The sequence below is a fragment of the Pseudoclavibacter soli DSM 23366 genome (assembly GCF_000423505.1).
Classification (GTDB): domain Bacteria; phylum Actinomycetota; class Actinomycetes; order Actinomycetales; family Microbacteriaceae; genus Pseudoclavibacter_A; species Pseudoclavibacter_A soli.
In genome coordinates this window covers 317,580-329,610 of the sequence record NZ_AUIC01000003.1, presented here as the reverse complement: position 1 = coordinate 329,610, position 12,031 = coordinate 317,580, and the positions used below count along the sequence as shown (strand labels likewise).

The following is a 12,031-nucleotide window of genomic DNA, read 5'->3' as shown; positions in this document are numbered from 1 at the left end:
CTCCTTTGGAGGTTCGAGGCGACACACTCGTCGCCGGTGCGTAAAAAAGTATAGCGACGATATCTTTCTATTTCTTGAGGCTCATGCTGTGCAGAATGACTGACGACATCTCTTCGATCGACTTGTTCGCCGAGTTCACGAACGGGATCTCATACCTCAAGTACATCTCTTCAGCATTGCGCAGTTCGAAGCGGCACTGCTCGATCGACGCGTATTTGGAGTTCGGCCGCCGCTGCGAGCGAATCTCACTGAGCCGTTGCGGGTTCGACAGCAACCCGAAGCACTTGCCGGTGAGCCCGGTGAGCGGAGCCGGCAGATCTTGGGTGAGAAAGTCTTCGTGGATCAGCGGGTAGTTGGCCACGAACACCCCGTGCTGCAGCGCGAGATACATCGTCGTGGGGGTCTTGCCGCAGCGCGACGGGGCGATCAGAATCACGTCGGCCCGGTCGAGTGCGCGCAGGCTCTGCCCGTCATCGTGCTCGATGGCGAACTCTACCGCGTGCATGCGGGTGTTGTAGCGCTCGAGATCGCCTTGGCCGTGCGCACGGCCCGGTGAGTGTGAGGCATTGGCGTGCAGGGTCTGCTCGAGCTTGTGCGTGTGCTCGCCGAGCAGATCGATCACCAGCGCCTTCGATTTGAGCAGCTCGGCACGAATCTCATCAGACACCACGGTCGAGAACACCAGCGGCGTGGGCTGGGTCACCGACAGCGAGTCGATGTGGCGCACCACGCTGCGCGCGTAGTCGACGCTGTTGACGAACGGAATGGTCGCTCTCACGAATCGCTGCTCGGGAAACTGGGTGAGCAGGGTGTTGCCGAGTGTCTCGGCGGTGATGCCCGTGCCATCAGAGATGAAGAAGACAGAGTGTGCCTCGTTCTCAGCAGCCATTCGGGCCTCCCGTCTGTGTGCCTCCACGATACCGCACGGATGGCCGGGTTGAGCGGCGCCGTCGGGCTAGGGTGGCAGTCATGGGAGACGCACTTTCGAAGACCGCGACGAACCGGGGCTGGCCCGAGGCCGCACCCGCGCATCCGCCGTTGCGCGCACGACTGCGCGCCGAAGTCTGGATCGTGCTCGCGCTGACCTTCGGACAGTCCGGGGTGTATGCGCTGCTCTCGCTGATCAACAAGGCCACCAACGAGGGTGGCCTGTCAGCATCCTCGACCACACTCAACCAGTCCGTCTCGGCCAAGCTGTGGTTCGACGCGATCGTGCAGGTCACCGGCATCGCCTTCGACCTAGTTCCGGTGGCCCTGGTGATCTGGTTGCTGGGAGCGAGTGCGGGGAGGGCAGCTTCGGGCAGCGGCATGGCCCAAGGGGCACGGCTGCTGGGCCTCGATCAGTTGTGCCGACCGCGCACGCTGGTTCGCGGGCTGGGGCTGGCCGCAGTGATCGGCATCCCCGGGCTTGCGCTGTACGCCGCCGGGCGCGCGCTCGGCATCACGGTCAACGTGGTGCCATCGGGGCTCGATGGGTCGTGGTGGAACCTCATCGTGCTGTTGGGGTCGGCTGCGGCCGCGGCGCTCTCCGAAGAGACGGTGGTGGCCGGCTGGCTGGTGATCCGACTGCGGCAACTGGCCTGGGGATGGCCTGCCGTGTTCGCCGCCACTGCGCTGCTGCGCGGGTCGTACCACCTATACCAGGGCATCGGGCCGTTCGTGGGCAACGTTGTGATGGGGCTGGTGTTCGTGTGGTTCGCCAGACGCTGGGGTGGAGTGGCCACGTTGATCATCGGGCACTTCACGATCGACGCAGTCGCCTTTGTGGGCTGGCAGCTCGCCGGCGGCTGGCTGACCTCAAGCGGTCTGCTCGGCTGAACGCTCAGTCAACGCCGAGCAGCTCAAGCGGCAGTGCATGCATGCGGTGACGCATGCTGATCAGCTCGCGGGCATGCTCTTGCAGCTGCTGGTCTTCGTCGCTGTGGGGGCGCCACGTCGGTACCTCGGCGGCGTGGCCATCGGGGCCCACGTTGACCAATACACTCATGCAGCGGGTGGTCAGGCGCAGATCGTCTGGCGTTTCGGGGGCAGCGGTGTGCACATGGGTGGCCACGTGCATGCTGTGCTGGGTGGTGAGCACCAGGCGCGAGCGAATCTCGACGATATTGCCAATCGGAATCGGGTTGAGAAAGTGAATGCCGCCGGAGTAGACGCCGACCACGTTGGCCTTCGCCCAACTGGCCCCGCAGGCGTTGGCGGTCTCGCCGATCCAGCGCATCACCGTGCCGCCGTGGGTTTTGCCGCCCCAGTTCGCGTGCTGGGGTGCCGCCAAGAACCGGAAGAGTGACTCGGGCGCGGTGCCGGCCTCGGTGTAGGAGGCGGCGGCCATGGCGTCGCGGATGTCGCGCCGGGGCTCAATGCGCTCGAGCGCCGCTTCGTGCAGTCGCTCATCGATGGCATCGTCGGGCACCCACTCAGGCACGCGGGTGGGTCGACCGTCGTCACCGACGGCCACGAAGATGAGAATGCAGTCGCAGGCATGGCGGTATTCGCGCTCGCGGACGTCGGCGCTTTCGACACGCACCAGCACGTGCATGCTGGTCGACCCGGTGTGAATGATGCGGGCGTGCGCGGCGATGATGCTGCCCGGGTCGATGGCGCGGGTGAAGTGCACGTTGCCGACATACGCGGTGACACAGTAGGTGGAGGCCCAGCCGACGGCACAGGCGTAGCCGGCGCGGTCGATCCATTCGAGCACGCGGCCCTCGGCGATCGAGGTGCCCGATTTGGTGACCTCTTGGGGAAGCGCCATGAAGCGCAGAGTGATGCGATCTGGTGGGGTCTCAGACATGCGCACCAGCATAGGGCATGGTCACGCGCTGGTGGATGCCGTGCGCGCGTGGGTCGCGAATCGGCGGGCGGCGAGCGGCACGGTTGCCGCCAGCGCGATCACGCTGAGCAGTGCAGACACGACCAGCGCAGCCGACTCCGCGGCACTGAGCGCGCCGGTCTGCGTGCCGATCGTGGCGGCGGCCACCGGCACGCCGAGCTGAGCGCCGGCGAGCATTGCGAGACTCGCTGGCTGGCCCAACGCACAACCGGCGAGGTGCACGAGGATGCCGCCGGCGGCCAGACTGATGCCGAGCACCAGGTGCTCAGGCGTGTTCCAGAGTTCGCCGAGCGACAGCGACGCGCCGAGCCAGACGTAGAACAGGGGCGAGAAGAATCCGTCAGAGAGGGCGAACACCTGGCGGGCGAGGCGGCGCGTCTCGCCGATTGCGGCCACGATCACCCCGGCGGCGAAGCCGGCGAGCATGATCGACACCGATGACTGCACGGCAAGCGTGGCGAACAGCAGCAGCACGATCAGCGTGCCGCGCAGCTCCAGGGCGAGATGCTCTCGGTGACTGACATGATGCACTCGTGTGAGCAGCCCGCGGCGCCGCGCCCACCGCAGCGTGAGCACGGCGATCGTGGCTAACAACACCAGAGCCAACGCCCCTCCAGCGGTGAGCAGGGCATGATCGGTGCCGATCACCAGCGGCAGCGCGATCATCGAAAAGGTGTCGGCCAGGGCGATCTGGGCAATGGTCGCGGTGACGGGTGGGCCACCGAGCCGCCCCTGTTGTATCGCTGGCAGAGCCAGCGCCGCAGACGACGAGCCGAGCACCACCGCGTAGATGAGCCAGTTTGGTGAGTGCAGCATCCAACCGATGACGCCACCGACACCGAGCGCACATACCGCCACCAGCGCAGCGCGAGCCACTGCGCGGCCTAACTGCGCGCGCAGCTGGTCGGAGTGCAGCGGAATCTGACTGCCCGCGACGAACATGGTCAGCGCGAAGCCCAGATCGGCCAGCAGCGTCAGTGCCGGCTCGGTCGGATCAATGAGGCGCAGCCCCGACGATCCGATCAGCACCCCGCCGAGAATCTGCCCCACCAGCACCGGCGTGCGCCACTGACTGGCCCAGCTCAGCACCGGGCCGAGCAAGGCGATCACGGTGATGATCAACAGGGTCGGCAGGCTCATGAGGCAACGCTACCGCAGCATTGGCGGCATACCGGCGTACATGTCGCGCGCCCCAGGCCACCAGCGCTGCGCTGACGGTGGCGAGCACGGCACCGACGACGAACAAGCGAGGATGCGTCAGCTGCGGTGCCAGCATTGTGGTCGCGGAGAGCACGGCTGGCATGAAGAAACCGAGATAGGTCAGGCTGTAGAACACCGCAGTGAATGCCGCGAGGCGACCCTCCGGTGCGATGCGCTGCACGTATTGCAGGCCAGCGACCAGCACCGTGCCATAGGCGGTGCCGAGCACGGCTGCGGCGATCACGCCCAACCACAGACTGCCCGCCTGCAGAGCGACGGCGGCCAGAGCCATGCCGACGGTTGCGATGGCCAGACCGAGCAGTAGTGTGCGCGGTGAACCCGGGCGTTCCAGGCGCTTGATCAGGGGCTGCACGCCGACGCCGAAGCCCAGCCCGACCACGCACATCAGTGCGCTGAAGCCGATCTCGAGCCCGGGAGCCAGCGGACGCATCTGCGTGGGCAGAATGGCGTAGGCGCTGCCGGCACAGCCGAAGACCCAAGGCGCTGCGGGAGCGACGACGCGCAGAAATGCGCTGCGGGCACGCGGGTCGAGGCCGTCTTCGGCCAGCAGCGCGAACCTGGAATGGCCCCGCCTGGTGGCGGTCGAGAGCACCGCGCGTACCTGCGTCTCAGGGCTGGAGAGCATCCAAAGTGTCGCGGGGATCAGCACCGCGACGTTGACCAGATAGGGCAGCATCGTGGCGGCTGGGCCCCATTGGGCGACGGCGCCGGCGACGGCAGCGCCCACGCCGAAGCCGACGCTGAGCGTGATGGATGCGCGACGGGCACCTGCCCCGGCATCAGCCGTGGGGTCGAAGGGTGCAGCCGACAGCTCTTTGATCCACGTGGTGCCCACGGCCATGGCCAGTCCGAGGGCCAAACCGCACAGCAGCCTCCCGACGAACAGGGCGACCAGGCTCTCTGCTCCGAACGACAGCACAAGACTGCCGACGATGGCCAGCACCGGCCCCGGAGCCATCACCGGGCGGCGACCGATGCGGTCGGCCACCGGCCCGCCGATCAGCAGCGCCGGGATGATGCCCAGCACGTAGCCGCCGAACAGCACGTTGACCTCGAGCGTGCTGAACCCGCTGTGCATCTGGTACATGACCAGCAGTGGTGTGAACTCGTTGCCTGCCCAAGCCACGGCGAACAGTGCCGACGCGACCGGAAGCCAGGCCCGGCCGCGCGAGATCGTCGCGCGGCCGGTGCTGGTGCCCATGTCAGCCCCGCTGTTCGAGTGGGGCGGGGGCCACCACATCGGTGGCCAGGTAGCGTTCGTAGGCCTGCGTGGTGAGGAAGGCCTGGAACGGTTTTTCGAGAGCGACCTCGGTGAACACCGCGATGGCGTCATCGAGCCGGTCGCCGTCGAAGCGGGGCAGCCCGGCGACGACCTCGTCGAGCACCTGCTGCACATGCTCGCGGGTGATGGTCTGCCCTTCGGCGGTGACGGTGCCGTAGTGCAGCCACTGCCAGATCTGGGTGCGCGAGATCTCTGCGGTGGCGGCATCCTCCATCAGATTGTCGATGGCAGCCGCCCCGACGCCGCGCAGCCACGACTCGATGTAGCGCAGCCCGACCGAGATGTTGTCACGCAGACCCGCGTCGGTGACCTCGCCCGGCGTGGCCTGGAAGTTCAGCAGATCGCTCTGCGTGACCACGACGTCGTCGAGCTGGCGATCGACCTGGTTGGGGCGGTCGCCGAGCACTGCGTCGAACTCGGCCTGAGCGTCGGCGATCAGATCAGGATGCGCCACCCACGTGCCGTCGTACCCGCCGGTCGCCTCGCGACGCTTGTCGGCACGCACCTTCTCGAAGGCCCGCTCAGTGACCTCTGGGTCGCGCCGGTTCGGAATGAACGCGCTCATGCCGCCGATCGCGTACGCCCCGCGCTTGTGCGCCGTCTTCACCAGCAGCTGCGCGTACGCCTTGGTGAACGGCACCTCCATGGTGATCTGCGAGCGGTCGGGCAGCACGTTCTTCTCACCGCGCTCGCGGAAGACCTTGATGGTGCTGAAAATGTAATCCCAGCGCCCGGCGTTGATGCCAGCGATATGGTCGCGCAGCTCGTAGAGAATCTCCTCCATCTCGAAGGCCGCGGGCAGGGTCTCGATGAGCACCGTTGCGCGGATGGTGCCGTGGGGCAGACCCAAGTACTTCTCGGCGAAAGTGAACACCTCATCCCACAGCCTCGCCTCGAGATGGTTCTCGAGCTTCGGAATGTAGAAGTACGGGCCGAGACCCGCATCGATCAGCGCCTGCGCGTTGTGCAGAAAGTGCAGCCCGAAATCGACCAGACTGCCCGAAGCATCTTCGGTGCGGTTGTTGTCGTCAGTGAACACCAAGTGCTTTTCGGGAAGGTGCCAGCCGCGCGGCCGCACCACGATGGTGGGAAGATCACGAAGCGGGGCATCCCGCACCGTGTACTGCTTGCCCTCGGGGCTGGTGTACTCGATGTGCCCGCGGATCGCGTCATGCAGATTGATCTGCCCCTCGATGATGTTCGCCCAGGTGGGGCTGGTCGCATCTTCGTAGTCGGCGAGCCAGACCTTCGCCGACGAGTTCAGGGCGTTGATCGTCATCTTGCGATCAGTGGGGCCGGTGATCTCGACGCGACGATCTTCGAGCCCGGGGCCCGGGCCGGCGACACGCCAGCTCGGGTCTGCACGCACGGCGGCGGTGCCGGGCAGGAAGTCGGGATTCTCGCCGAGCGAGAATGCCTTCAGTCGTTTTGCGCGCCGGGCGAGCAGATCGCTGCGGCGAGACGAGAACCGGTGGTGCAGGGCTGCGAGAAACTCGAGTGCCTCAGGGGTGAGGATTTCTTCGTAGCGATCGTGCAGCTCACCGGCGACGCGGATCACGGGCTTCGTCGGGCGTCGGAATGCTGTGGTGGTATGCATGATGATCTCCCATTCGTGGTAGCGGCCGCGAGGCTCGCGAATCAGAACTGTGCTTCTTCAGTGGAGCCGACCAGCGCCAGTGTGGCGCTATCGGGGTTGAGCGCGGTCGAGATCAGATCGAAGTAGCCGGTGCCAACCTCGCGCTGGTGGCGTGTCGCGGTGTAGCCACGTGCCTCGGCGGCGAACTCGCGCTCCTGCAGGTCGACGTAGGCGCTCATCTGGTTGTCGAGGTAGCCCTGAGCCAGATCGAACATCGAGTAGTTCAGCGCGTGGAAGCCAGCCAGCGTGATGAACTGGAACTTGTAACCCAGCTCGGAGAGCTCACGCTGGAACGAGGCGATCTGCTCATCGCTGAGGTGCGCCTTCCAGTTGAACGACGGCGAGCAGTTGTATGCCAGCAGCTTGTCGGGGAACTTCTCGTGAATCGCGTTGGCGAACTCGCGAGCCAGCTCGATGTCGGGCTCGCCGGTCTCGACCCAGAGCAGGTCGGCGTACTCGGCGAACGCCAGGCCGCGAGTGATCACCGGCTCGATGCCGTTGCGCACCCGGTAGAACCCCTCATCGGTGCGCTCGCCGGTGGTGTACTGCCGGTCGCGCTCGTCGACGTCGCTGGTCAGCAGGTCAGCGGCCAGCGCATCCGTGCGTGCGATCACAATAGTCGGCACGCCCGCGACATCCGAGGCCAACCGGGCCGACTGCAGGGTGCGGATGTGCTGCTTGGTCGGGATGAGCACCTTGCCACCCAGGTGACCGCACTTTTTCTCGCTGGCCAGCTGGTCTTCCCAGTGCACGCCCGCCGCACCGGCGGCGATCATTGCCGACTGCAGTTCGAACGCGTTGAGCGGGCCGCCGAAACCAGCCTCAGCATCGGCCACGATTGGAGCCAGCCAGTCGCGGGTGACTCCCTCAGGGCCCGACTCGCCGAACTCGACCTGGTGAGCGCGCAGCAGTGCGTTGTTGATGCGACGCACGACGGCGGGCACCGAGTTGGCAGGGTAGAGGCTCTGGTCGGGGTAGGTCTGCGACGAGAGATTCGCGTCGGCGGCAACCTGCCAGCCCGAGAGGTAGATGGCGCGCAGCCCGGCACGCACCTGCTGCACTGCCTGGTTGCCGGTCAGCGCACCGAGTGCGCGAACCCAGTCGTCGCCGTCTTCGTGCAGCAGCTCCCAGAGCTTCTCGGCACCACGTCGTGCCAGGGTGTGCTCTTCGCGCAGACCGCCGCGGATGCGGATGACGTCTTCGGCGGTGTAGTCACGACGCACGCCCTGCCAGCGCGGGTCGTTGTCCCACTCGAACTGCAGCTGCTCTGCCGTCTGCGTCTGGTCGCCGGGGCGGGGTGTGAACTCTGACATTGTGATCTCCTTTGATCAGGACCGTCGGTGGTCGTGCAACAACTCTGCGCCACCCTGACCAGCGCCAATGACCAAAGCGGTGGAGAAATTTTCCGCTTTTTCTGCGCAGCGAGAATTTCTCATGTGCCATGATGTGTGCATGACCACCACGCAATGGAGCGGGTTGGGCACTGAGGACTCAGCGAGCATTGACGCGCTGATCATCGGGCGACGCATCCGCAGCATCCGTAAAGAGCGCGGCATGACGCTCGAGTCGTTAGCCGCGGCCATCGAGCGCGCACCCAGTCAGGTATCGGCGCTCGAAAACGGGCGACGTGAGCCCAAGGTCGCGACACTTCGCCGAGTAGCCACAGCACTCGGCACCACCGTCGAAGAGCTCATCGCCGATCAGGCACCCGACGAGCGGGCACAGCACGAGATCGAGCTCGAACGCATCCAGCGCTCGATCGGATTCGCCTCGCTCGGGCTGCCGAAAGTACGGGTTGGTCCACGGCTGGGTGATGATGCGCTGGCAACGATCGTGGGGCTCTACCGCAAGATCGAGCAACTGCGCGACGAACGCCAGGCCACCCCTGAAGAAGCGCGGCGCGCCAACGCCGAACTTCGCTCTGACATGCGCGAACGCAGCAATCACTTCGCCCACATCGAGCAGGAGGCACACGATCTGCTCGCAGCAGTCGGCTACACGGGTGGGCCGCTGCCGCAGCGCCTGACCGCAGCGGTCGCCGAATACCTGGGTTTCGACATCCACTATGCTGCCGACCTGCCTAGCTCGGCCCGCTCAGTGCTCGACGAGCGCAATGGGCGCGTCTACCTGCCGCAGTCGGTGATCGGGTCGATCGATGCGCGCGCCGCAGTGCTGCAAGCGCTCGCGAGCAAGGTGCTGGGGCACACTGAGCCCACCGATTACGCGCAGTTTCTGCATCAGCGCATCGAGAGCAACTACTTTGCGGGGGCGATGCTTATGCCGCGCGATGCGAGCATCGAGTTGCTCAGCGTGGCCAAGCAGCACAAAGATCTGTCGATCGAAGATTTCCGTGACACTTTCGCGGTCAGCTACGAGATGGCGGCGCATCGGTTCACGAATCTTGCCACCGAATTTCTCGATCTGCCGGTGCACTTCGTGAAAGTGCACGAGTCGGGCACTATTTGGAAGGCCTATGAGAACGACGACGTGTGCTTTCCGACCGACAGCATGGGCGCCATCGAAGGGCAGATGTGCTGCCGCCAGTGGACCAGCATGCTGGTGTTTCGCGAGACCGACCACTTCAGCCCGTTTTATCAGTACACCGATACGCCAACCGGCACGTTCTGGTGCACGTCGCGGGTGCTCGCGTCTGCCAATGGCCCCGTCTCGGTGTCGGTCGGCACCGACTTCACCCATGCGAGGTGGATGCGTGGTGGCAACACCTCGAACCGAGCGGTCTCGACGTGCCCAGACGAGCGGTGCTGCCGCATTCCGCCGCACGATCTCAGCGAGCGCTGGCACGATCACTGCTGGCCTGCAGCGCGCCCGAACGTGAACCTGATCGCGACGCTGCCGCAGGGGGCGTTTCCGGGGGTCGACACCACTGCGGTGTACGAATTCTTGGATCGCCACGCGCCCCACGACGGCGATACCGACGATCAGCGATGATCGAGGTGTGCGGTTTACGGGCCTGCGTGATGTGAATTTTCTGAGTGAGACGACTGACAAAGGAGAACGAATGAACGACTACCTGACCGCTGATGTAGCAGACGACCAGAGCCTGCCGCTGCGCACCGTGGCAACCCAGCTGCGCCAGTACGGCGCCCGACCTCGCGTGCACGGGCCGGTGCAAACGGTGCAGGTGTTCGAAGACAACACCGTGATCAGGCAGCAGTTGGGCGAGCCCGGCGAGGGGCGCGTGCTCGTGATCGATGCAGGTGCTTCGCTGCGCCGGGCGGTCGTCGGCGGCAACCTCGGCGAGCTGGCGGCGGCGAATGGATGGGCGGGCATTCTGGTTGCCGGAGCGGTGCGCGATTCGGTCGAGCTGTCGCAGGCTCAGGTGCACATCAAGGCATTGGGCACGCAGCCCGTGCCCACCGTCAAACGTGGCTTCGGCACGGTGGGAGAGCCCATTCGCTTTCTCGAGGTCGAGGTTGCTGCCGGTGACTGGGTCGTCTCAGATGAAGATGGCGTGCTGTTTCTGCCGGCCGATCGCTTTGCCGAGTGGGCTGCTCAGCTGCCGGCATCGTAGAGACCGTAGTTTTTCGTCGTGATCGAGCCATCAGTGAAGACGTTGAGCCCGAAGCTGATCGCCTCGACGCCCTCGGGCAGCTGATCAGTGGTCCATTCGATGGCGCGATCGTCTGCACTTGCCTCATACCAGGTGCTGGCCGTCAGGTATCGCCAGGCGCCGGTTTTGCCACGTGCATAGACCACGAACTGTGTCGGCACATCTGATCGATAGGTTGCCTGCAGACGGTATCGGTGCCCGTCGCGCACGCTGGGGGAGCAGTCGCCTTGATCGAGAGCGATGAGCAGCTTGGCATCGCCCGAACTTGCCGCTGAGACAGCGACGGTCGCCTCAGTTACTCCGTTATGGGTGCTGAAGCGTACCCCGCTGGCGTTGCTGCCGTAGGCGTATTTGCGCCAGCATCGCGGGGTGACGCCATCGTCATCGAGAGCCGTGAGCGTGGCGTTTGGTGCCGCGTTGACGCTCTCCGCAGCAGGTGCAGGGCGGCTCACCAGGGGAACAGCTTTGGCATCTCCGCCGATCACATTGCCGACATTGCGCACGGAGAGGCGCCCGGCGTCGACCTCGGCGGCAACCCAGTCGGCGAACTGTGTAAAGGTCGTGCGACTCACGCCGATCGACGAACACGGGTCATCGTCGTCTTCGCAGAAGCCGTGGAAGGTGAGTTGCGTCCAGCCGGCGCCCTGCGTCTGACCTTGGCGCACGATGTCTTGCAGATCGGTCAGCGTCTGCGTGTTCGTGTACATGGCTGGCGCTTGCGTGAGGAGCGCATTCTGCGGGGTCAACGACTCAGCTCGGGCACACTCCCAATCACATTTGGCCAAAGGCGAGACTACCTGGCCGAGGCCCCGGGCCGAAGAATATCCGCATTCGGATGCCGCCTCTTGAACTTGGCGATTCGAAGAGGCATATGGATAGGCAAGGCTGCGCACTTGGTGTCCCCAACTAATGAGGTTGGCTCGGTCGGCGCAAATGGCGCGCACCATTTCGGTTGTGGTCATTTCGGCGAGGTCGTAGTGCTCGATGGTGTGGCCACCGATCTCGTTGCCATTGGCCTCGAGCCCGGTGAGGTCTTCACGAGTGAGGAACCCGGACTGATCGATGTAGCCGCTGATCACGAAGAACGTCGCCGTCAGACCTCGTGCGCTCAGAATGTTCGCCGCGCTGATTTGATCATGCGTGCCGTCGTCGAAGGTGATGCTGAGCACAGGGGCCGCCGTGGTGTTGGTGCGGGAATCGGCTGCAACAACAGGGGTGTTGAGCTTCTCGGCGGAGATGTGGGGCGTGACCTCTCCATCGTCATGCTGCTCGGCGACCGCCTGCGGTGTGGATGCCGCACCCACGGGGGTGAACTGCGGCAGGGTGATCACTGAGATGGCGAGTGCGACGCAGGTGCCGAGGGCGAAGATGATCCACCAGCGTGCTCGCCTGGTGGCGCGTTCCCGGGCAGTGGCTTGGGCGGTCATGATGGCTCCTGACTCTGATTCGGGTGGGAGTGCATGGGATACGAGGGGGCGTGCCGCCGATCTA

Annotated in this window: 10 protein-coding genes; 3 read left to right on the top strand and 7 right to left on the bottom strand. The window is 65.3% G+C overall.

The window, feature by feature from the left end:
* Window positions 1-67: 67 nt before the first annotated feature.
* Window positions 68-889 (bottom strand): pyruvate, water dikinase regulatory protein, encoded by an 822-nt coding sequence (locus G557_RS0101540; RefSeq protein ID WP_028244691.1) that lies wholly within the window; start codon window positions 887-889, stop codon window positions 68-70.
* An 80-nt stretch (window positions 890-969) separates the two neighbouring features.
* Between G557_RS0101540 and G557_RS0101535 the strand changes: the two genes are divergently transcribed.
* A complete protein-coding gene (locus tag G557_RS0101535; protein WP_084626902.1) occupies window positions 970-1,818 on the top strand; it encodes a CPBP family intramembrane glutamic endopeptidase in 849 nt (282 codons plus the stop codon).
* Between the two features lie 4 nt (window positions 1,819-1,822).
* Here G557_RS0101535 and G557_RS10955 read toward each other — a convergent pair whose 3' ends face one another.
* Genes G557_RS10955 through aceA form a run of 5 tightly spaced genes read right to left on the bottom strand, consistent with a single transcriptional unit; the run spans window position 1,823 to window position 8,282 of the window.
* The gene (locus G557_RS10955) at window positions 1,823-2,791 is read right to left on the bottom strand and encodes an acyl-CoA thioesterase (protein ID WP_036960679.1); all 969 of its coding nucleotides are present in this window, start codon (window positions 2,789-2,791) and stop codon (window positions 1,823-1,825) included.
* A 21-nt stretch (window positions 2,792-2,812) separates the two neighbouring features.
* The gene (locus G557_RS10950) at window positions 2,813-3,880 is read right to left on the bottom strand and encodes a cation:proton antiporter (protein ID WP_425414029.1); all 1,068 of its coding nucleotides are present in this window, start codon (window positions 3,878-3,880) and stop codon (window positions 2,813-2,815) included.
* Entirely contained in the window at window positions 3,825-5,252 is a 1,428-nt protein-coding gene (locus G557_RS10945; protein WP_245542742.1) for an MFS transporter, read from the bottom strand. Before G557_RS10945 ends, G557_RS10950 begins: the two co-directional genes overlap by 56 nt.
* A 1-nt stretch (window position 5,253) precedes the next feature.
* A complete protein-coding gene (aceB, locus tag G557_RS10940) occupies window positions 5,254-6,930 on the bottom strand; it encodes a malate synthase A (RefSeq protein WP_051224053.1) in 1,677 nt (558 codons plus the stop codon).
* 41 nt (window positions 6,931-6,971) lie between these two features.
* The gene (gene aceA, locus G557_RS0101510; RefSeq protein WP_028244689.1) at window positions 6,972-8,282 is read right to left on the bottom strand and encodes an isocitrate lyase; all 1,311 of its coding nucleotides are present in this window, start codon (window positions 8,280-8,282) and stop codon (window positions 6,972-6,974) included.
* A 139-nt stretch (window positions 8,283-8,421) separates the two neighbouring features.
* Here aceA and G557_RS0101505 point away from each other — a divergent pair, with 139 nt between their 5' ends.
* Entirely contained in the window at window positions 8,422-9,918 is a 1,497-nt protein-coding gene (locus G557_RS0101505; RefSeq protein ID WP_051224050.1) for a helix-turn-helix domain-containing protein, read from the top strand.
* 70 nt (window positions 9,919-9,988) lie between these two features.
* Window positions 9,989-10,501 carry a ribonuclease E activity regulator RraA gene (rraA, locus tag G557_RS10935; RefSeq protein ID WP_051224048.1) on the top strand — a complete coding sequence of 171 codons (513 nt, stop codon included), beginning with the start codon at window positions 9,989-9,991 and terminating at the stop codon, window positions 10,499-10,501.
* Here the strand turns inward: rraA and G557_RS10930 are convergent.
* Complete coding sequence (locus G557_RS10930; protein ID WP_051224045.1) at window positions 10,483-11,967, bottom strand: polysaccharide deacetylase family protein; 1,485 nt, start codon at window positions 11,965-11,967, stop codon at window positions 10,483-10,485. The genes rraA and G557_RS10930 overlap by 19 nt on opposite strands.
* Between the last annotated feature and the right edge of the window lie 64 nt (window positions 11,968-12,031).